The organism is Streptomyces sp. NPDC002835 (genome assembly GCF_053591995.1).
Genome location: NZ_JBSFUW010000006.1, coordinates 123,084 through 143,194, shown reverse-complemented (window position 1 = coordinate 143,194; position 20,111 = coordinate 123,084). Strand labels below are relative to the sequence as shown.

The following is a 20,111-nucleotide window of genomic DNA, read 5'->3' as shown; positions in this document are numbered from 1 at the left end:
TCCGCCGTCCCGCTCGACTCCCAGTCGGTGCGCCGCCGTACCCGAGGACATTCAGGCCCTGTGCGGCCGGGCGCCGTGTCCGTGGCCGGTCAGCAGCCGGGTGAACAGCCCGAGCGCGAGGGCCTGGAGCAGCACCGACAGGACGAGCGCCGGGTACAGGAAGGCGGCGGACTCGGCGAACGAGTCACCGAACAGCGTGCCGAGGAACATGAAGCCGAAGATCGTCGGCGCGGCGAGCAGCAGCAGCCAGACCCCCGCGAGCGACGCGTCCTCGTGGTGGACGAACGTGGTGTCGATCGCGACGAAGACGGCCGCGGCGGCGACCAGCGCCAGATACACCTGGGCCGGCCGGTTGCCGAACGTCAGTCGTGCGAGCGCGGTCAGTCGTGCGCGCATGGCCTCTCCCCTGGTTCGTGGTGGTTCCATGCTGCGACGCCCGGCGCGGCGGCGCCTGAGTACGGCTACTCAACCGCCCTGGGGGCGGCGGCTCCCCGTGCGGCGTACGCGATCACCGCGGCGCCGCCGGCCAGCGCCGCGACCGTGGTCAGGGCCACGGGCAGCGAGAACCACTCGGCGAGGAACCCGATCGCCGGCGGGCCGAGCAGCATGCCGCCGTAGCCGAGGGTGGACGCGGCGGCGACGCCGCCGGGGCCGGCGAGTTCGCCCGCGCGCCCGACCGCCACGGGGAAGATGTTCGCCAGGCCCAGCCCCGCGACGGCGAAGCCGGCCAGCGCGGCCCACACCGAGGGTGCGAGCGCGCCGAGCAGCATGCCCGCCGCCGCGGTCGCCCCGCCGAGGACGAGGGTGCGGGTCTGGCCCAGCCGCTCCAGCAGCAGCGTTCCGCTGAGCCGGCCGGCGGTCATCGTGAGCGCGAACAGCGAGTAGCCGGCGGCGGCGAGCCCCGGGTGGGCGTGCAGGTCCTGCTCCAGGTGCAGCGCGCTCCAGTCGGCCATCGCGCCCTCGCCGTACGCGGTGCACAGCGCGATCACGCCGAAGAGCAGCACGAGCCTGCGCGTGCGGCCCTTCAGACGGCGCGGCGCCGCGGCGGCGTCGCCGGTGCGGGCCGCCGGGACGTGGTGGCGAAGCAGTACGGGCCCGGCCACCGCGGTGACCAGGAGGCCGATGCCGGTCAGGGCCAGCAGGTGGGCAGTGGGGGAGAGGCCGCCCGCGACCAGGCCGCCGAGTCCCGCGCCGAGCATTCCGCCGAGGCTGAAGGCCGCGTGGAACGCGGGCATGACGGGCCGTCGCAGGGCGCTCACCAGGTCGACGGCGGCGCTGTTCATCGCGACGTTGATGCTGCCGTACGCGGCGCCGAAGACGAGCAGGACCAGACCGAGGGCCGACGCAGAGTGCGTCAGCGGCGGCAGTGCCATGCTCAGTGCGAGCAGCACGGCACTGGCCACGGTGACCGGGTGGCTGCCGAAGCGGCGGCAGAGCCGTCCGGTGAGCGTCATGGTGACCACGGCCCCGGCCGACACCCCGAGCAGCGCGAGGCCGAGGTCGCTCGCCGAGGAGCCGGTCTGCTGCTTGATGGCGGGGATGCGGACGACCCAGCCGGCGAAGAGGAAGCCGTCGAGGGCGAAGAAGACGGTGAGCGCGATGCGGAGGCGGGACAGGGAGCCGGCGGCGGGATCTTCGTCCGGTGCACCCGGTACGGTCGGGGCGAGTTTGTTTAGTAGCGGCACAAACTCAGAATAGAGGCTCCGGCCCGTTCTTCCAAGACGGCCGGATCCCCGCCCGGCAGCGCTCGGACCTCCGGGATCATGGGAGACTCGCCTCCATGAACGGCAAGGCGACGACCACCCGGACGAGACTGGAGAGGGGCCGCAGTGCGCTCGGCCCCGCCCTGGAACTGGTTCACACCGGGCGTGCGCCCACGCGTGCCGTACTGACGGCCGAACTCGGCGTCACCCGCGCCACCGCGGGAGCGGTCGCCGCGGAACTGGAAGCCCTCGGACTGATCCGCGTCGACTCCCGCCCCGGCGCGGCCGCCGGCTCCCAGGGCCGCCCCTCCCACCGGCTCTCCGTCGACGACACCGGCCCCGTCGTCCTCGCCGCCCAGGTCCACGCCGACGGCTTCCGCGCCGCGCTCGTCGGCCTCGGCGGCCGGATCGTGGCCACCGCGCCGGGCTGCGTCACCGTCCAGGCCGACCCCGCCCAGGTGCTCGGCGAGGTCGTCGACGCGGGCGCGGAACTGCTGCGCCGCAGTGGCCGCCGCTGCGCGGGCGCCGGCCTCGCCGTCCCCTCCGCCGTCGCGGAACCCGAGGGCACCGCGCTCAACCCGCTGCACCTGGCCTGGCCGGCCGGGGCGCCGGTACGCGACATCTTCGCCGAGCGGGTGAGCACGGCCGGGATCACCGGCCCCGCCTTCGCCGGCAACGACGTCAACCTCGCCGCGCTCGCCGAGCACCGCCACGGCGCCGGCCGGGGCGCCCAGCACCTGCTGTGCGTCGCCACCGGACACCGCGGCGTCGGCGGGGCGCTCGTCCTCGACGGGCGCCTGCACAGCGGGAGTTCCGGTCTCGCCCTCGAAGTCGGCCACCTCACGGTCAACCCCGAGGGACGCCCCTGCCACTGCGGCAGCCGCGGCTGCCTCGACGTCGAGACCGACCCGCTCGCCTTCCTGACGGCCGCCGGCCGGGCCCCCGGCCCCGAGGTGTCCCTGCTCCAGCGCGCCAGAGACCTGCTCCGCGAGGAGCACGACGACCCCGACGTGCGGGGCGCGGCGGAGGAACTCGTCGACCGCCTCGGCCTCGGGCTCGCCGGGCTCGTCAACATCCTGAACCCGGACCGCATCATCCTGGGCGGCCTCCACCGCGAACTGCTCGACGCCGCCCCGGACCGGCTGCGGGCCGTGGTCGCCGACCGCAGCCTGTGGGGCCGCAGCGGGGGCGTCCCCATCCTGGCGTGCACCCTCGACTACAACAGCCTGGTCGGCGCGGCCGAGCTCGCCTGGCAGCCGGTCCTCGACGACCCCCTCGGCGCGCTCGCCTGAACTCAGGGCCCCGCACCACCCGTCCGGGGGCATCACGGGCGCGCCGCGGGCGCTTCCGGGTAGGCCACGAGATGTGAGCAACGAGTCCGGCCGCCGGCACCGTCTCCTGCGCCTGTGGCGCCGGGTGGCGCAGTCGCCCGTCGGGGTGGGCTGGGGCCACGGCCGTGACCTGGAGCTGATGCACCGGGCCATGGGCTTCGCCGCCCTCGGGTTCGTGACGCTGGTGCCGCTGCTCATCGTCGTCGCGGCCGCCGACCCGGGCAGTGGGCAGGGGTTCGCCCGCTGGATGAGCCAGGCGCTCGGCCTCGCGGAGTCCTCGCAGGACGAGGTCGAGCGGCTGTTCGGCATGCCGGGCCAGGCGCTGCAGCGCACCACCGCCTTCGGTCTCGCCGCGCTCGTCGTCTTCGGACTCACCTTCGGCTCCGCCGTGCAGACCGCCTACGAGCGGATCTGGGACCTCCCGGCCGCCCGCTGGCACACGATGTGGCGGCACGTCGTGTGGCTCGGGATGCTGATCGTCTACCTCCTGGTCTTCGTGAGCACCCCGCTGCCCGGCGATTCCGTGGTGTCGTCCGTGGTGGGCGCGGTGGGAGACCTGGCCGGCACGATCCTCTTCTTCTGGACCTCGCAGCGGCTGCTGCTCTGCGGCCGGGTCCGCTGGTGGGCCCTGCTGCCGGGCGCCCTGGCGACGGCGATCTCCCTGCTCGGGCTACGGGTCTTCTCCCAGCTCGTCTTCTCCCCGCTGATCGCCTCGAGCGCGGTGACCTACGGCCCCTTCGGCACGGTGCTGGTCGTCCAGTCCTGGCTCGTCGGGGTCGGCGTGGTCGTCTACGGCGGGGCGATCGCCGGGCGCGTCGCCCACGAGGTGTGGACCGAGCGCCGGCTGGCGGGCCGGGAGGAGCGGCCGCCGCCGGAGCGCTGACACCGGATGTGACGGCCGCTCACCAGTGCCGGCCCCGGCGCAGCGCGGCGCGCTCCGGCTGCGACAGGTGCAGCACCTGGTAGCGGTCGCCCGGCACTCCCGGGGAGTCGTGCTCCCACAGCGTGGCGTACAGCAGCTCCCAGTGGCGCGGATCGACGGCGAGCGCCGCGCAGACCACGCCGTCGAGCGCCGCGAGCCGCCGCACCTCCGCCAGCGCCTCCTCGACGACCGGGCCCGGCCGTACGCCGGCGGGGACGCGCTGCCGGCGCCGGACGGCGGTGCGCGCGGAGGCGGACGCGGACGGACCCTCGTGGTACGCCAGTCCTGTCCAGTGCTGCACTTCCGGCCGCCCGAAGTCGTCCACGATCCCCTGGAAGCCCGGCCCCCACAGGAAGCTGTTCATGCCCTCGGGCGCCGACCACAGATACAGCGGCGCGTACTGGTTGACGGGCGAGTGCGCGCCCCGCTCCCGCATCAGATAGGCCTTGAGGCCGAGGCCGGGGAAGGCGTCGAGCAGATGTCCGCGGGTGGCGACCCGCTCGCGGATGACGCCCATGTCGTAGTCGGCGGGCAGGGTGATCTCGTACTGCATCGCGTGCATCAGGTCATCGGCTCCTGCGGTCGGTGGACGGCCCGGTCGACGGGTCGAGCAGTGCGAGCAGCCCCCTGACGGCCGCGTCGAAGGCGGCCGTCGAGCCCGACGCGCGGGCCAGCACATAGCCACCCTGGAGGGTGGCGACGATCGTCGCGGCGACGTCGCCCGGTACGAGCGTCCCGCGCAGCTCGCCCCGTTCCCGGCCCTGCTCGACGATCCCGGCCAGCCGGCCGCGCAGCCAGCCGAGCGTCTCGTCCACCGGGGCGCGCAGCCGGTCGTCGGAGACGACCTCCGGGTCCATGGTCAGCCGGCCGACGGGGCAGCCCCGCAGCACGTCCCGCTCGCGCAGCAGATAGCCGGCGATCCGCTCGTACGCCGTGCCCGGCCCGTCGAGCGACGCCTCGGCCGACGCCCGCAGTTCCTCGGCCGTGCGCCGGACGGCGGCCAGCGCGAGGTCGGGCTTCCCGGCGAAGTGGTGGTACATGCTGCCCTGGCCCGCGCTCGCGCGCTGCTGGATCGCCCGGGGGCTGGTGCCCACGTAACCGCGCTCCCACAGCAGCTCGCGGGTGGCCTCGACCAGTCGCTCCGGAGTGCTCATGACTCCACTGTACATACCAGTAGGTACAGACGCGCGGCGGCGTCCCGCAGCAGCCGTGGACGCCCCGCGTACTCCCCGGGAGGTACCCGCACTGCCGCTGGCCGTACGACGACGCGGACCCCCTGCCGGCGGGAGTCTCGGAGCAGCAAGGCAGTGGAGCAGCACAACGCAGTACCGATGCCACCGAGGAGCTGAACCGAGATGAACACACTCGCCCACGACGGGCCCGGCCCGTGGATCCCGTTCTTCCCGCTGATCTGGGCGGCCGTCGTCGTCGGGGTCGTCACCGTCCTGCGCCGTACCGGTATCTGGCGCTCGTGCCCCGCCCGCCGGCAGGGCGGCCGGCCGGTCGCCGAGAGCTCGCCGATCGCCGTCCTGGGGCGCCGCTTCGCGGCGGGCGAGATCGACGAGGAGGAGTACTGGCGGCGACTGTCCGTCCTGGACGAGCAGTTCGGCCCCTTCACCAAGGACGCCGCGGCATGACCCCGTGAAGGTCTACGGCGACACCCAGGACATGGGCCCCGCCCCCCGGTCAGCCGGCGACGGCCGACCGGGCGCCGGTGGTCTCCGTCGTCGGCACGGCCGGCACGACCTCCGTCTTCGGCGCCCCGGCGAACGGGCCGATGGTCGTCGCCCCGTACACCGCCGGGTACTCCGGCAGGGCAACGGCGGGGGACGAGGCCGGGAGGGTGAACCAGACGACCTTGCCCGTGTCGCCCTGCGGCTTCGCGCCCCAGCTCTCGCTCATGGCCGCCACCAGCGCGAGACCGCGCCCGGAGGTGGCGGCCGTGCCGGCGTCGCGTACGGCCGGGAGCCGGGGGTCGTGGTCGTGGACGGAGACCGTGAGCCGGTCGAGCAGCAGCTCGACGTCCACGGTGCACGTCTTGTCCGGCTGTGCGTGCCGGAGGACATTGGTCAGCAACTCGGTGACGCCGAGCGCGGCCTGGTCGATCAGAGGATCGAGATGCCAGTAGCGCAGTTGCGCCGAGATGATTCTGCGGACCTGACCGATCCGCGACGGCAGGGCCTGGAGCTCCACCGTGCAGTGCCTGCTGGGCTGGCTGATCACGGCTGCGACTCCCCGAAATAGTCCGGAAGAAGACGAGAATTGCGATCCAGCGGTCGGCCGACCTGCTGATCTGACCGGCGGGGCCGGATCACAGCGTGACCGCCGGTGCACCCTGAGTAAGGTGGTATCAGCGTGAACCATCGCCCACAGGGCCGCAACCGGGCGGCTCAGCGCTCGGAGCCGCCCGCCCCGCGCACCGCTTCCAGGAAACGCCCCGCCAGGACGCGGGCGTCCGCCCGCCTGCTGCGCTGCCCCATCGTCAGGCGGTACCGCTTGCCGTTCAGTGTCGCCACGGTGCTGTCGTCGCCGGCGAACCACGGCCGTCCGGCGCTGACCGCGCGCACCGGGGCGCTCTCGATCACCTTGCCGTAACTGGTCATCAGCGCCAGTCTGCCGTCCTTGATCAGCACCTGTCCGGCCCGGGTGAGCGAGCGGGGCCAGCGCTCGATCCGCACTCCGGTGGCGCTGAACTCCGGTTCTGCCACGGCCATCTGTCCGCCCCCTTCGCAGTGACTCCTCTGAAGTGTGCACAACTCGCGCCGCCGACACCAGTACGCCCGCCGCCGCCCGGCCACAAGCGACTCCTATGGATCCCCAAAGCAATCGTTTGCGCAGGTGAGGGGCTTACTGTTGCCAGTGGTACGGAACGGCCGCAGCAGTCGGCCGCAGACGAAGGGCGACGCGATGAACAGCACGGCGCAGCAGCCGGCACCGGGCAGGGCGGCCGCGACCGTCGACGTCGACCGCAGCGACCCGCGGTACCGGGCCTGGCTCAAAGAGGCCGTACGCAAGGTCCAGGCGGACGCCAACCGCTCCGCCGACACCCATCTGCTGCGCTTCCCGCTGCCCGAGGAGTGGGGCATCGACCTCTACCTCAAGGACGAGTCCACCCACCCCACCGGCAGCCTCAAACACCGCCTCGCCCGCTCCCTGTTCCTGTACGCGCTCTGCAACGGCTGGATCAGGCCCGGCAGGCCGGTCATCGAGGCGTCCAGCGGCTCGACCGCCGTCTCCGAGGCGTACTTCGCCAAGCTGATCGGAGTGCCCTTCGTCGCCGTCATGCCGCGCACCACCAGCGCGGAGAAGATCCGGCTGATCGAGTTCCACGGCGGGCGGTGCCACTTCGTCGACGACTCCCGGAAGATGTACGAGGAGTCCGCCGCGCTCGCCGAGCGGACCGGCGGGCACTACATGGACCAGTTCACCTATGCGGAGCGCGCCACCGACTGGCGCGGCAACAACAACATCGCCGAGTCCATCTACCAACAGCTGCGTCTCGAGCGGTACCCGGAGCCCGCCTGGATCGTCGCCACGGCCGGCACCGGCGGCACCTCGGCGACCATCGCCCGCTATGTGCACTACATGCAGCACGACACGCGCATCTGCGTCCCCGACCCGGAGAACTCCTGCTTCTTCGACGGCTGGACGCACGGCGACCCAGGGGCGAGCAGCGACTGCGGCTCGCGGATCGAGGGCATCGGCCGGCCCCGGATGGAGCCCAGCTTCGTGCCGGGCGCCATCGACCGGATGATGAAGGTCCCCGACGCCGCCAGCATCGCCGCCGTACGGGCCCTGGAGGGCGCCATCGGGCGCAAGGCGGGCGGCTCCACCGGCACCGGACTGTGGAGCGCGCTGAAGATCGTCTCGGAGATGGTGGCCGCGGAGGAGAGGGGCAGCGTCGTCACCCTGATCTGCGACCCGGGCGACCGCTACCTCGACAAGTACTACTCCGACGCCTGGCTCGCCGAGCAGGGGCTGGACGTCCGGCCGTACGCGCTGGTGATCGAGCGGTTCCTCGCCCAGGGCGTCTGGAGCTGCTGACGGCCGCCGCCGGGCCGGTCAGGCGCCGGGGGAGTGGGCCAGCCGGCGGTCCAGATTGCGCACGGCGTCCCGGAAGGCGCGGCCGAGTCCCGGGCGGCCGATCCGCAGCGCGATCCGCAGCGGCGCGGGACCGTCGGCCGCGAACGTCCACCGCAGCCGCGCGCCGTGCGCCGTCGGGGTGATCCGCCACTCCTCCAACAGGGCCCGCAGGCCGGGTGCGTTGGTCTGGTCGACGCGGTACGCGTAGCGGGAGTCGGGCTCCCTGGCGAGCACCGTCTCCGTGAACACCGTGCCGCCCTTCAGCCTGATCTCACGGCCCGCGCCGTCGTCCACGGGCCGGGCGGCGGTCACCGCGGTGAACCAGTCCGGCCAGCCGGCGACATCGTCGGCGAGCGCCGCGTACAGCGCCTCCGGTGACGCGGAGAGCTGTGCGGAGAACACCAGGCGCAGGGGCGCGCTCTCCACGAACTCCAGGCCGACCGAACGGAGTTGACGTGCCATGGGGGGGTACCTCCAGCGGCGAAGGGGGGACCGCACACCCTAGCCGCGGCACGGTCCGATGTCCGCCCCCTCAGCCCCCGCGGGCAACTCCCGTACTGCTTCCCCCGTTTCCGCCGCCAAGGATGCCGTCGAGCGCCCGGCCGAACACCCGTCGGCCCACCCGCGCCACCAGGGGGTCCAGCGCCGACGGCAGCAGCGGGAACCGCAGCTCCTCCACCCACAGCACCACAGAGCCCGAGTCCGTCGCGTGCACCTCGATCTCGGCCCAGCCGGTGATCACCCTGCCGCGTTTCTCCAGGCGGCAGCGGCCCGGCCGGCCGGGCGACGGCGGCCGCCAGTCGACGACCTCCATCGGGTCGTCGAAACCGAGGCGGCCGAGCGCACTGCGCACGACGAACACGGCGCCCACACCGGTGGCCGGCCCGCTCACCGTCTCGACGGCCGTCAAGGGCATCTGCGCGGCGTGCGCCGGCCAGTCGGTGACCCGCAGCCAGCACTCGCGGGCGGTCAGCCCCGTCGTCCGGCCGAGACGGAACACGGCCACGCCCGGCTCAGCCTTCCCGGCCGTCGTACCGCTCGGCGGGCCGCGGGGCGTCGTCCCCGTCCGGCTCGCCCGCCACCACGAGCCCGGGCAGATGCTCCGCGATCTCCTCCCGCGCCGCGGCCGGCAGCCCGGCGTCGGTCACCAGGGTGTCCACGTCCGCGAGGTCGGCGAAAGAACTCAGGCCCACCGTCCCCCACTTGGTGTGGTCCGCGACCACCACCACGCGGCGCGCCGCCCGCACCAGACGGCGGTTCGTCTCCGCCTCCGCCAGATTCGGTGTGGACAGGCCCGCCTCCACCGAGATGCCGTGCACCCCGAGGAAGAGCATGTCGAAGTGGAGCGAGCGGATCGCCCGGTCCGCCACCGGCCCCACCAGCGAGTCCGACGGCGTCCGCACGCCGCCCGTGAGCACCACCGTCGCGGCCCCGGGACGCCGGCCGTTCGTCGTGCCGGACTGCTGCGCCGAGTGGAACACGTCGGCCACCCGCACCGAGTTGGTGACGACCGTCAGCTCAGGCACCTCCAGCAGATGGTGCGCCAGCGCGTACGTCGTCGTGCCGCCCGACAGGGCGATCGCGCTGCCCGGCGCCACCAGCCGCGCCGCGGCCCGCGCGATGTCCTCCTTCGCGCGCAGCTCGAGCGCCGACTTCGCCTCGAACCCCGGCTCGTGCGTGCTCGGCTCGGCCACCGGCACCGCACCGCCGTGCACCTTCTCGACGACGCCCTGCCGCGCCAGGGCGTCAAGGTCCCGGCGCACCGTCATGTCGGAGACGCTGAGCCTGCGGGTGAGTTCGTTGACCCGCACCCCGCCGCGCCTGCGCACCTCGTCGAGGATCAGAGCACGCCGCTGCTCCGCGAGGAGGTTCTGGTTGTCGCTCACCGCCGGGGCCGGTCCTTCCCGTTCGTGTCGGATGCCGGCCACGCCGTCCGCCGGAGCGTGGCCAAGGCTTCTCATCCTCGCACGCGTATTGCCCCCCGGGCTCGGGGAGATTCCGTGAGAGCGGTGCGGCGAGCTGCCTCGATCCGCGATTCTGTCGCCATCGTTGCCGAGAGAGGAAGTCACCGCAGTGTCCCCTGCGACCCGGGCCCCGCACAGCGGCGGACCCGCACTCGAGCTGCTCGTCCACGGCGTCGGCGGCGCCACCCCGCAGGACATGCTCGGCGATCCCCGTACGGTGCGGATGACCGGCGACGACAAGGCCGCCGTGTACCGCCGCACCGACGACGCGCAGGCGGAGGACGACCCCGCCGCGTACCGGGACCGGCCCATCCCCGAGGCGTACTGCTGGTCCAACCTCACCTCCGGCAACGGCGCCCGAGCGCTGTGGCTGCTGCTGCTCCCGTTCATGGTCGTCAACCTGGCGCACTGGATGAGGCCCCGGGCCGCCGGGATGCGGCGGACCACCCGGCTCTACGGGGTGCTGGTGCGCCTGGTCGCCCTGAGCCTGACCGTGCTGCTGACGGCCGCCGCCTGCGAGGTCGCGCTCGACCTGCTGGCCTGGCAGTGCGCCGGGTCGGCCGCGTGCGGCGGCGACCGGTCCTGGCTGGGCTTCATGTCCGCCGCGCAGGGCGGCTGGTGGTCACAGCCGGGACGCCGCCTGGCGCTCGCCGCCGTGGTGCCCGCCGCGCTGGTGGGGCTGCTCTGGTACCTGTCCAACCGCACCTGGAGCGCGTACGAGTCACAGCGCCCGCCGACCGGAGACGTGTCGAGCGACCCGGAGACGGACGAGGACGACGAGGGCGACGTCGCGCACGGAGAGGCGGTGGCGCCGGCCGTGCGGCCCGCGCTGGGCCGGCCCGGCTTCTGGTACGGCCGACGGCTCGTCGCCCGGCTGCGCGCCGCCCACACGGCCGCCGGGCTGCTCACCGTCGCCGCCGCGGTCGCCGGAGCCGCCGCCCGCCACGACCGCGCCGCGCAGCACACGCTGCTGAAGATCTGCGGCGTGCTGCTGGAGGGCGCGCTCGTCGTCGGCGCGGTCGCCGTGCTGTGGGTGGTCTGCCACCGGGGACGCAGCGAGCGGCGCGTCGACGCCCGACTGGACCGGGCCGCCGTCCGCGCTCTGCCGGGCGCGGGCCTGGTGCTGCTCGCCCTGTCGCTGCTCTACGCCTCCTGGTCGCGCCCCGGCTGGGCGTCGAGCGCCACCCTGCCGGGCGAAGTCGCCTTCCGTGTCATCGTCCTGGCCCAGGGCGGGCTCGTCGTCGCGCTCGCCGTCGCCGCCTGGCTCCTGCACCGCAGGGCGCGCCATCCGCGGACCGTGCTGCACGGGCTCGGCGGGCCGGCCGTCGCCATGCTCGCCTGCGCCCTCGGCGGGGTGATGACCGGCGGGGTGGCGCAGCGGGTCGCGGACTGGATCGACGGGCCGGGCACTCCGGGGATGGACGGCGAGGGCGCCATCCCCGGGCCGCCGGTGCTGCTGAGCTGGCAGGCGTCCGTCATTCCGGTGCTGCTGGTGGTGCTGCTGGTCCCCGCACTGCTGCTCCTCGTCCGCACCTGGCTCGCCGCCCGCCGGCTCGCGCCGAGGGTCGAGGCGGAGTACTTCGACGGCAGCCCCGGCGAGGGCCGCCGCGACGCGGTGCGCACCCGCCGGATCGCGAACACCCGCGCCCGCGCCGCGCTCACCGACGTCGCACCGCTGATGGCCGGCGTCGTCTCCGGCGCGACGCTGCTGCTGGGCGCCGGGGCCCTCTGCGGCGCCTGGCTCACCGGTGAGGTGCCGGGCCGCTCCTTCGCGGACGGCGGCATCGCCGAACCGGCGGCCCGCGCCGCGCAGGCGCTTGGGTCCTGGCTGGTCGGCTTCGGCTTCATACTGTTCGTGACCATGGGCCGCCGCGCCTACCGCGACGCCTCCGCCCGGCGCACCATCGGCATCCTGTGGGACGTGGGCACCTTCTGGCCGCGTGCCGCGCACCCCTTCGCGCCGCCCTGCTACGCCGAGCGGGCCGTTCCCGATCTGACCTGGCGGATGTGCACCTGGACCGCGCGGACCGGCGGCCGGCTGGTGATCTCCGGCCACTCGCAGGGCAGCGTGCTCGCCGCGGCCGCCGTGTGGCAGCTGCCGATGGCCACCCGGCGGCGGGTGGCGCTCCTGACGTACGGATCGCCGCTGGAGCGGCTCTACGGGCGGTGGTTCCCCGCGTACTTCGGACCGAAGGCGCTCCTCGGACTCAGTACAGAGCTCGACTGCTGGCGCAACCTGTGGCGGCACACCGACCCGATCGGCGGACCGATGCTGATCGCCGGCGAGGACGTCCACACCGCTGCCGGCCGTGAGGACCCGCACCCGGGCGCCGCCTGCGAGCAGGCGCACCCCGGCGCCGTCTGCGAGGACCCGACGGACGTCGACCGCGCGGCCCTCAAGGACCCCGTCGTCTACGGGCGTTCGGAGCGCCATCCGCTGCCCGAGCCGATCCTCGGACACTCCGACTACCAGGCCGACCCGATGTTCGCCGAGGAACGGGCGGCGCTGCTCGACCGGCTCGTGCCGGTCGTGCCCCGGCAGACTCAGGGCAGTTCGGGCAGGTCGTCGGCGTAGAGCAGGGTCAGGTCGTCGGTGCTCATCTCCGCGAGCGCGGCGACCCGCCCCGCGTGCCGCTCCACCATCGACTCGAACGTCTGGCGCGCGGTACGGCCGTTGCCGAAGGCGGGCCCCTTGGGCAGGGCCGTGAAGTACTTCAGCAGCGCCTCGCCGGTGCCCGGGGCGAGCCGGTACTCGTGGTCCTCCGCCTGCTGCTCGACGATCCGCAGCAGTTCCTCCGGCTCGTAGTCGCTGAAGGTGATGGTCCGTGAGAAGCGGGAGGCAACACCGGGGTTGACGGCGAGGAAGCGCTCCATCTCCGCCGTGTAGCCGGCGACGATGACGACCACGGACTCCCGGTGGTCCTCCATCAGCTTCACCAGGGTGTCGATGGCCTCCTTGCCGAAGTCCCGGCCGGAGTCCTCGGGTGACAGGGCGTACGCCTCGTCGATGAAGAGCACCCCGCCGCGCGCCCGGTCGAACGCCTCCTGGGTGCGGATCGCGGTGGAGCCGATGTGCTCGCCGACCAGGTCCACCCGGGAGACCTCGACCAGGTGCCCGCGCTCCAGCACACCGAGGGAGGCGAGGATCTCGCCGTACAGCCGGGCGACCGTCGTCTTGCCGGTGCCGGGGGAGCCGGTGAAGACCAGGTGGCGGCGGACGGAGGCCGCCTTCAGCCCGGCCTCCTGGCGCCGCCGGCCGACCTCGATCATGTTGGTGAGGGTGCGGACCTCGCGCTTGACGCTGTCCAGGCCCACCAGGGCGTCCAGTTCGCCGAGGACCGCCACGGAGTCGCGGGCCGGCTCGCTCTCGGGGACGGGCGGCGCGGCCGGGCTCTGCACGGGGATGGCGGTCAGCAGCCCGGGGGTGGCGGTCCGGGTCGCCGTCAAGGTGGCCGTGGCCGGCTCCGCGCCGGGCCGCGGGACCCCGCTCTCGTCGCTGGTGCAGTCCTCCACGACCGGGCCGTCCTCCTCGCCCAGCTCGTAACCGCCGCGGGCGCACCGCTCGGTGCGGCAGTTGCTCAGCGCCGTACGGCAGCCGTCCATCACGTGGAAGCCGTAGCCGCCGCTGCCCGTGACCCGGCAGCCGCGGAAGGTGCCACGGCCCTCTGCCGACACATAGAAACCGGCCTCGGCCGGCGAGGTGACCGTGCAGCGCTCGATCAGCGGGTCGGCGCCCTTGGTGACGATCACACCGGTCTGCGCGCCGTCCACGGTGCAGCCGTTGAGGGTGCCGCCGCTGCCGTGGTCGCGGAACCAGGCGCCGGTGGAGACCTCGCGGATACGGCAGTCGTCGAGCTGCGCCGTGGCGCCGTCGCTCACCGAGACCGCGGTGTTGCGGACCTGCGACAGGTCGCTGTCGACGACGTCGACCCGCGAACCGCGGTCCAGCACGAAGAGCGCGTCGGGCACGTCGTGGACCCGGCAGGAGTCGAGGACGGCCGTCGCGCCGTCGCTGACCCAGACCGCCGGGTAGTCGCCCGTACTGTCGTGGATCTCGCACTGGTTGGCGTCCACCCGGGTCCCCGGGTCCCACACCGACAGGCCGTTGCGGCCGAAGCGGCGCACCGTGGAGCGGGTGAGGGTCAGGACGGAGCGGGACCGCAGATCGATCGCGTTCTCCGGGATGTCGTGGATGTCGCAGTCGGAGAGCGTGAGGACCGCGTCGGTGTCGAGCGTGACACCGTCGGCCGTGGTGCGGTGCACGGACGAGTCGGTCAGATGGGCGCCGGCGCGGGACGCGATCTGGACGCCCGTGCCCTTGATCTCGTACACCTCGCAGCCGATCGCCTCCAGGCCGCTGCCCTCGCCGGTCACGCTCAGGCCCGCGCCGGAGGCGTGGTGCACCCGGCAGTGCTCGAGCCGCGGATGCGCCCCCGAGTGCACCGACACGCCGGACTGACCGGCGCACACCACCTCGCACTCCTCGAACACACCGCCCGCGCCGTCCAGTACGCCGATGCCGACGCCCGCCGGATTGTCGATCGTGCAGCGGCGGACCGTGGGCCGGGCGGCGCCGCGCACCTCGAGGCCGACCGCGGAGCGGGTGACGATCCGCAGGTCCATCAGCTCAGGGGTGCCGTCCTCGACGAGCAGCGCCGGAGCGGCCGTGTCCTGGCCCTCCACATGGAGGTCCCGCACGGTGGCGGAGGCGCGCACGGTCAGTGGCACTCCGTCGGCGGGCGCGATGCGCACCGAGCCGGCCGAGCCCTCGGGACCGCGCAGCGTGACGGCGCGCCGGACGACGAGATTCTCGCGGTACGTGCCGGGGGCCACGGTGAGGACGTCGCCGTCACCGGCGGCCTCCAGGGCAGCGGCGAGTGAGGGGTACTCGCCTGTGCGGCGCCGCCACCGCGAGGTACCGGTGTGCGTCACCTGGACCGTGCCCTGTGCCATCGTGCTGCTCTGCCCCCACCTCGTGATCCGTACAACGCCGCGCCTCTGAGGGGGACGCGTCCCGAACCCCGAACGGGGTCGCACCACCGTAGCGCGCGAGGCGTGCGCGAGTTGACGGGACGTGGCAGGTCAGCTTCCGGCCCCGGCCCGCCCCCAGTCCGGACCCACGGCGGCCCAGGCCCGGTCCAGGTCCGCGTGTCTGCGGCGCACGAGCCGCCACAGGGCCAGCCTCCTGGCGCATTCGAGGAGCAGACCCCAGACCACTGCGGCGCCGACGCCGGCGAGCGCGGCATGCACCTGGGCGGTGGCGGGGTCCATCGGGCGGGGCACACTTCGGCCGGAACTGTCCGTCCACACGCGGAAGGTGTCGCCGGGGCGCGGCGCGGGCAGGGGGGCCGGGAGGTTGCCGGTGTGCCGACTGCCGTCGGGGGCGGTCCACTTCGCCCTGACCACGGTGCGCCGTTCGTCCGCCGCGACGGTCTCCGGGTCGAAGGCGGCGGGCCGGGGCCGTGTCACCGGGCCGAGGACCGTGGCCGTCGTGACATGGCGCTGCATCCGCTGGACCCGGATCGCCTGGCGCAGCGACTCCTCGGCCAGCGCGCCGGCGACCCAGCCGGCGACCGGGGCGGTCAGGACGATGAGCAGGGCGGCCGCGAGCGCGAGCCATGCCTCGTGGAGATCCGTCGCACGCCGCAGGGGGTTGCGGCGCCAGCGCCAGATGCCGACCGCTGCCCGCACGTGACCGAACCCCCTTCCCGCTTCTGTGGCCGCCCGGTTCGGGACGCGCAGCCACGAATGCCGCGAAGAGGGAGGAGCGTCACCCCTGCGAGCCGTCTCCGCGCACTGTCCAACGAGCCTGCCACCACGGTGGGTTCCCTCGTGTCGGGGGAACTTCTCCGACGGGTGGGCACGCCGTTGCGCGTACGGGACGGGCGGAAGCGTTCAGCCGCGAGCGCTCAGGACGGCGCGCGGCCGGAAAGTTGTACGGGTGGGGCGGCGGCCGGTCCGTACCTCCGCGCCGGAGCACTCTCCGGACGGGCCGCCGTCATCGGTGGTCGTCGCGGCTCAGTACCCCCGCCCCTGGTACGGGCGGTTGTACGGGTCCTCGTAGGGGGCCGGAGCCGGAGCGGGGCGCGCCGCCGCCGGCCGCATGGCCTCGTACCCGGCGGGCGCCGGGCGCTGCGGCTGGGACTGGTACTGCTGCGGTCCGGGGTAGCCCCGGGGAGGGGCCGGCTGCTGCGGGATGTACGGTGCCGGCGCCTGCTGCAGCGGCATTGGCTGATGCTGCATCGGCTGCGGATAACCGTACGACTGGGCGGACGGAGCCGCCGGGAGGGCGGGGAGGGCCGCGGGGAGCGCCGGCAGATAGCTGTTGCCGGTGTCGTATGCGGCGGGCACTCGGATCGGGGCGATCTGAGGCGTGCCCCGCTCCGCGACCAGGGAGTCGTAGATCGGGGTGTCGGGAAACGCCGGCGCGGAGTAGTAACCGCCGCCGTAAGTGGCGCGGGGGGAGGTCATGGCACATAAGTTAAGCCCACGATGTGCTGGATGGGGAGTCCGATAAGAGGGTTGTTTCAGCAGCTGTGAGTGGTCACGGTTCACTAATGTGAGCGAACTTGATGAAATCGGGCCTCGTGACGTCTCATGATCGTGTAAAGGGCAAGCTGGGAGGGGGTTACCCACGGGTCGGCCCCTCCGCGGGGGATGAATGCGGAATAGGTTGACGATGAATGAACTTCCGGTCGCACCGAACCTCGATGGGGGCGAGCATGTCCATGCTTAAGGGAGCGAACACTCCGGTATCCGCGCGGAGCGTCCGCGTGGAGCTCGGCTGGCGCTCCGGACCGGGGGTGCCGGACGTCGACGCGTCGGCCCTCCTGCTGGCGGCGGGGAAGGTCCGCTCCGACAGCGACTTCGTCTTCTACAACCAGCCGTCGCACGCCTCCGGGGCGGTCCGGCACGAAGGCAAGCGGACGGCGGACGGCGCCGTGACCGACGTCGTCGCGGTCGACCTCGAACGGGTCGAGGGCGCGATCGAGCGGATCGTGCTGGCGGCTTCCGTCGACGCGAACACCTTCGGGCAGGTGCCCGGACTGCACATCAGGGTGCTCGACGCCGGCTCCGGTGCCGAGATCGCCCGGTACGACAGCCAGGACGCCACGGTGGAGACGGCCTTCGTGCTCGGTGAGCTCTACCGGCGGCAGGGTGCCTGGAAGTTCCGCGCCGTCGGCCAGGGCTACGGGACCGGACTCGAGGGCCTCGCCACCGACTTCGGCATCTCGGTCGACGAACCGCAGCAGGCGCCCGCGGCCCCCGCCCCGGCAGCGGCCCCGGTGGCTCCGGCCGCCGCCCCGCCCCCGCCGGCGGCACCGCCCGCCGCGCCGCCGACGCCGGTCCGCCTCACCAAGGTGACGCTGACCAAAGAGGCGCCCACCGTCTCCCTGGCCAAGCAGGGCGGCACGTCCGGCGCCCTGCGGGTCAACCTCAGCTGGCAGGTGCGCAAGCAGTTCCAGGGCTGGGGCGCCAAGCTGGGCCGCGCGGTGGCCATGCACGGCGACCTCGACCTCGACCTGTGCGCGCTGTACGAACTCTCCGACGGGCGCAAGGGCGTGGTGCAGGCCCTCGGCAACGCCTTCGGCGCGCTGAACCAGCCGCCGTTCATCCACCTCGACGGGGACGACCGCACGGGCGGCACCCCGGGCGAGAACCTCACCGTCAACCTCGACCACCTGCAGCACATCCGCCGCGTCGTCATCTTCGTGACCATCTACGAAGGCGCCCGCAGCTTCGCCGACCTCGACGCGACCGTGACCCTGCAGCCGCAGCACGGCGCGGCGATCGACTTCTCCCTCGGCGAGTGCACCGTTCCCTCCACGGTCTGCGCCCTGGCACTGATCACCAACACCGGCTCCGACCTCGTCGTGCAGCGCGAGGCCAGCTTCCTCGTCCCGCAGCGCGGTGTCAGCCCGCAGCGCACCGTCGACCAGGCCTACGGCTGGGGCATGAACTGGACCCCCGGGCGTAAGTGACGCCTGGGCGTATGTGACACCCGGGCGGTCACGCTCGCGGTGGCCCGCGCCTGCCAGCCGCCCCGGCGGCCCCCGCCGTCCTCGCGCGGCGCGGGCCGCCGGCGCGTCAGGCGTCGCCCGCGACCTCCGGCGCCGCATACGTCCGGCCCTTCCACGCCGCGCCCCGCCCCCGGTGGTGCCGCACCGCGGAGTCGACCGTCATCAGCAGATACAGCACCGCCGTGAAGGGCAGGGTGAGGGCCGGCAACGGCGGCTGCCGGTAGTAGCGCAGCATCGGCAGGTACGTGCCCGCCATCACCGCCCACGCCGCCGCCCCGGCCCAGGCGGCCGCCGGGTCGTGCGTGAGCAGCCCGGCCACGAGCGCCACCGGCGGCACGAGATACACCAGCGCCAGCCCCGCGACGGTGGCCACGAGCAGCGGTGGGCTGTGGCGCAGCTGGGCGTAGGCGCTGCGCGACACCATCTGCCACAGGTCCGCCAGCCGCGGATACGGACGCACACTGTCGACCCGGTCGGCGAGCCCGAGCCAGATCGTGCCCCCGGCCCGGCGCACCGCGCGCGCCAGGGAGACGTCGTCGATCACCGCCTGGCGGATCGAGTCCGGGATCCGGGCCCGCGCGGCGGCCTCGGTACGCAGCAGCACACAGCCGCCGGCCGCCGCAGCGGTCCTGGAACCGGCCTTGTTGATCCGGCGGAACGGATACAGCTGGGAGAAGAAGTAGACGAAGGCCGGCACGACCAGCCGTTCCCAGCCGCTCGCCACCCGCAGCCGCGCCATCTGGGACACGAGGTCGAGGCCGCCGGTCCGCGCGGCGGCCACGAGCTCCCGCAGGCTGTCGGGCGCGTGCGCGATGTCGGCGTCGGTCAGCAGCAGGTACTCGGGGTCGCGTTCCCGCGCGGCGGCGATGCCGTGCCGCAGGGCCCACAGCTTCCCCGTCCAGCCCGGCTCCGGCTCCCCGGGGGTCACCAGCCGCAGCGGCAAACCTCCGTGGCGCGCGGCGAGCGACCGGGCGAGCTCCCCGGTCCCGTCGCCGCTGCTGTCGTCGACGAGGACGATCTCGGCCCGCCCCGGATAGTCCTGGGCGAGCAGGGTCGGCAGACTCAGCGGCAGCACCTCCGCCTCGTCCCGGGCGGGGACGACGACGGCCACATCCGGCCAGCGGTCCGGGCTCGCACGGTGCGGCAGCCGCTGGTCGGTCCGCCAGAAGAAACCCTGTCCGAGCAGCAGCCATCCCCAGGCGGTCAGCGATCCCACGGCGATCCAGGCAAGGGCGCTCATCCGCCGCAGTCTGCCGCACCGAAGCCGGGCCGTGGCGGTGGTCGACTATGGTGACCGGGTGAAGATCGCGCTCATGGATTCCGGTATCGGCCTGCTTCCGGCGGCCGCCGCTGTGCGCACGCTGCGCCCCGACGCGGATCTGGTGCTGTCCTGCGACCCCGACGGGATGCCCTGGGGTCCGCGGACGCCGGACGACCTGGCGCAGCGCGCCCTCACTGTGGCACGCGCCGCCGCCGGCCACCGCCCCGACGCGCTGATCGTCGCCTGCAACACCGCCTCCGTGCACGCCCTGCCCGCGATCAGGGCGGCGCTGGAACCGGCGCTCCCCGTGATCGGCACGGTCCCGGCGATCAAGCCCGCCGCGGCGGGTGGCGGCCGGGTGGCGATCTGGGCGACCCCGGCGACCACCGGCAGCCCGTACCAGCGCGGCCTCATCGAGGAGTTCGGCGGGGCGGCCGACGTGACCGAGGTGCCCTGCCCGGGCCTCGCCGACGCCGTGGAGCAGGCCGACGAGGGCGCCATCGACCGGGCCGTGGCCGCGGCGGCCGCGCTCACCCCCCGCGACGTAAGGGCCGTCGTCCTGGGCTGCACCCATTACGAACTGGTCTCCGAGCGCATCCGGGCCGCCGTCCAGCAGCCCGACCGGCCGCCTCTGGTGCTGCACGGCTCCGCAGGCGCGGTCGCCGCGCAGGCGCTGCGCCGGATGGGAGTGCGGCCCGCGCCCGACGCGGCGCCGAGCAGCCTGCTCACGGTGCTGCTCAGCGGGACGGAGGCGACCCTGCCGGCCGAGGCGCTGAACTACGCGGAAGGCCGTCTGCTGCCGTCCGTCACCCCCGCGCGCTGACGC

20 protein-coding genes are annotated in these 20,111 nt (G+C 74.0%); 7 read left to right on the top strand and 13 right to left on the bottom strand.

The genetic code is table 11. From position 1 onward, the window contains the following. Positions 1–51 precede the first annotated feature (51 nt). A complete protein-coding gene (locus tag ACWD01_RS09010; RefSeq protein WP_451159635.1) occupies positions 52–396 on the bottom strand; it encodes an SCO4225 family membrane protein in 345 nt (114 codons plus the stop codon). 65 nt (positions 397–461) lie between these two features. Beyond that, positions 462–1,685, bottom strand: coding sequence for an MFS transporter (locus ACWD01_RS09005; protein WP_451159633.1), 1,224 nt, complete (start codon positions 1,683–1,685; stop codon positions 462–464). A 95-nt stretch (positions 1,686–1,780) separates the two neighbouring features. On the opposite strand from ACWD01_RS09005, the gene ACWD01_RS09000 reads away from it, so the two are divergent. Together ACWD01_RS09000 and ACWD01_RS08995 are read left to right on the top strand one after the other, a co-directional pair. Continuing rightward, entirely contained in the window at positions 1,781–2,995 is a 1,215-nt protein-coding gene (locus ACWD01_RS09000; protein WP_451159631.1) for an ROK family protein, read from the top strand. Positions 2,996–3,068: 73 nt separating this feature from the next. Continuing rightward, the gene (locus ACWD01_RS08995; protein WP_451159629.1) at positions 3,069–3,917 is read left to right on the top strand and encodes a YhjD/YihY/BrkB family envelope integrity protein; all 849 of its coding nucleotides are present in this window, start codon (positions 3,069–3,071) and stop codon (positions 3,915–3,917) included. 19 nt (positions 3,918–3,936) lie between these two features. Here ACWD01_RS08995 and ACWD01_RS08990 read toward each other — a convergent pair whose 3' ends face one another. Together ACWD01_RS08990 and ACWD01_RS08985 are read right to left on the bottom strand one after the other, a co-directional pair. Further along, positions 3,937–4,518 (bottom strand): DUF4865 family protein, encoded by a 582-nt coding sequence (locus ACWD01_RS08990; protein WP_451159627.1) that lies wholly within the window; start codon positions 4,516–4,518, stop codon positions 3,937–3,939. A 4-nt stretch (positions 4,519–4,522) separates the two neighbouring features. Then, positions 4,523–5,110 (bottom strand): TetR/AcrR family transcriptional regulator, encoded by a 588-nt coding sequence (locus ACWD01_RS08985; RefSeq protein ID WP_451159625.1) that lies wholly within the window; start codon positions 5,108–5,110, stop codon positions 4,523–4,525. Positions 5,111–5,311: 201 nt separating this feature from the next. Between ACWD01_RS08985 and ACWD01_RS08980 the strand changes: the two genes are divergently transcribed. After that, positions 5,312–5,593: an SHOCT domain-containing protein gene (locus ACWD01_RS08980; RefSeq protein ID WP_451159623.1), complete on the top strand. Its 282-nt coding sequence runs from the start codon at positions 5,312–5,314 to the stop codon at positions 5,591–5,593. Positions 5,594–5,642: 49 nt separating this feature from the next. On the opposite strand, the gene ACWD01_RS08975 is transcribed toward ACWD01_RS08980, so the two are convergent. Both ACWD01_RS08975 and ACWD01_RS08970 read right to left on the bottom strand, forming a co-directional pair. Beyond that, positions 5,643–6,179 (bottom strand): ATP-binding protein, encoded by a 537-nt coding sequence (locus ACWD01_RS08975; RefSeq protein WP_451159621.1) that lies wholly within the window; start codon positions 6,177–6,179, stop codon positions 5,643–5,645. Between the two features lie 167 nt (positions 6,180–6,346). Continuing rightward, complete coding sequence (locus tag ACWD01_RS08970) at positions 6,347–6,670, bottom strand: hypothetical protein (protein ID WP_451159619.1); 324 nt, start codon at positions 6,668–6,670, stop codon at positions 6,347–6,349. 193 nt (positions 6,671–6,863) lie between these two features. Here ACWD01_RS08970 and ACWD01_RS08965 point away from each other — a divergent pair, with 193 nt between their 5' ends. Then, positions 6,864–8,000, top strand: a complete 1,137-nt coding sequence (locus ACWD01_RS08965; protein WP_451159617.1) for a PLP-dependent cysteine synthase family protein — start codon at positions 6,864–6,866, stop codon at positions 7,998–8,000. A gap of 18 nt (positions 8,001–8,018) precedes the next feature. Here ACWD01_RS08965 and ACWD01_RS08960 read toward each other — a convergent pair whose 3' ends face one another. From ACWD01_RS08960 to ACWD01_RS08950, 3 genes are all read right to left on the bottom strand, one after another. Further along, positions 8,019–8,501 carry an SRPBCC family protein gene (locus tag ACWD01_RS08960; protein ID WP_451159615.1) on the bottom strand — a complete coding sequence of 161 codons (483 nt, stop codon included), beginning with the start codon at positions 8,499–8,501 and terminating at the stop codon, positions 8,019–8,021. A gap of 70 nt (positions 8,502–8,571) precedes the next feature. After that, positions 8,572–9,045: an SRPBCC family protein gene (locus tag ACWD01_RS08955; RefSeq protein ID WP_451159613.1), complete on the bottom strand. Its 474-nt coding sequence runs from the start codon at positions 9,043–9,045 to the stop codon at positions 8,572–8,574. A gap of 7 nt (positions 9,046–9,052) precedes the next feature. After that, a complete protein-coding gene (locus ACWD01_RS08950) occupies positions 9,053–9,925 on the bottom strand; it encodes a DeoR/GlpR family DNA-binding transcription regulator (RefSeq protein WP_451159611.1) in 873 nt (290 codons plus the stop codon). 187 nt (positions 9,926–10,112) lie between these two features. Here ACWD01_RS08950 and ACWD01_RS08945 point away from each other — a divergent pair, with 187 nt between their 5' ends. Continuing rightward, positions 10,113–12,578: a hypothetical protein gene (locus tag ACWD01_RS08945; protein WP_451159609.1), complete on the top strand. Its 2,466-nt coding sequence runs from the start codon at positions 10,113–10,115 to the stop codon at positions 12,576–12,578. On the opposite strand, the gene ACWD01_RS08940 is transcribed toward ACWD01_RS08945, so the two are convergent. From ACWD01_RS08940 to ACWD01_RS08930, 3 genes are all read right to left on the bottom strand, one after another. Then, positions 12,548–14,956, bottom strand: a complete 2,409-nt coding sequence (locus ACWD01_RS08940; RefSeq protein ID WP_451159607.1) for a right-handed parallel beta-helix repeat-containing protein — start codon at positions 14,954–14,956, stop codon at positions 12,548–12,550. The two genes, ACWD01_RS08945 and ACWD01_RS08940, sit on opposite strands and share 31 nt — an antisense overlap. Before the next feature lie 129 nt (positions 14,957–15,085). Further along, entirely contained in the window at positions 15,086–15,694 is a 609-nt protein-coding gene (locus ACWD01_RS08935) for an Rv1733c family protein (protein WP_451159605.1), read from the bottom strand. Positions 15,695–16,021: 327 nt separating this feature from the next. Continuing rightward, entirely contained in the window at positions 16,022–16,474 is a 453-nt protein-coding gene (locus ACWD01_RS08930; protein WP_451159603.1) for a DUF6643 family protein, read from the bottom strand. 251 nt (positions 16,475–16,725) lie between these two features. On the opposite strand from ACWD01_RS08930, the gene ACWD01_RS08925 reads away from it, so the two are divergent. Beyond that, positions 16,726–17,985, top strand: a complete 1,260-nt coding sequence (locus tag ACWD01_RS08925; RefSeq protein WP_451159601.1) for a TerD family protein — start codon at positions 16,726–16,728, stop codon at positions 17,983–17,985. A gap of 106 nt (positions 17,986–18,091) precedes the next feature. On the opposite strand, the gene ACWD01_RS08920 is transcribed toward ACWD01_RS08925, so the two are convergent. Next, positions 18,092–19,264, bottom strand: coding sequence for a glycosyltransferase (locus ACWD01_RS08920; protein ID WP_451159599.1), 1,173 nt, complete (start codon positions 19,262–19,264; stop codon positions 18,092–18,094). A gap of 58 nt (positions 19,265–19,322) precedes the next feature. Between ACWD01_RS08920 and ACWD01_RS08915 the strand changes: the two genes are divergently transcribed. Beyond that, complete coding sequence (locus ACWD01_RS08915; RefSeq protein ID WP_451159597.1) at positions 19,323–20,108, top strand: glutamate racemase; 786 nt, start codon at positions 19,323–19,325, stop codon at positions 20,106–20,108. Positions 20,109–20,111: the final 3 nt, after the last annotated feature.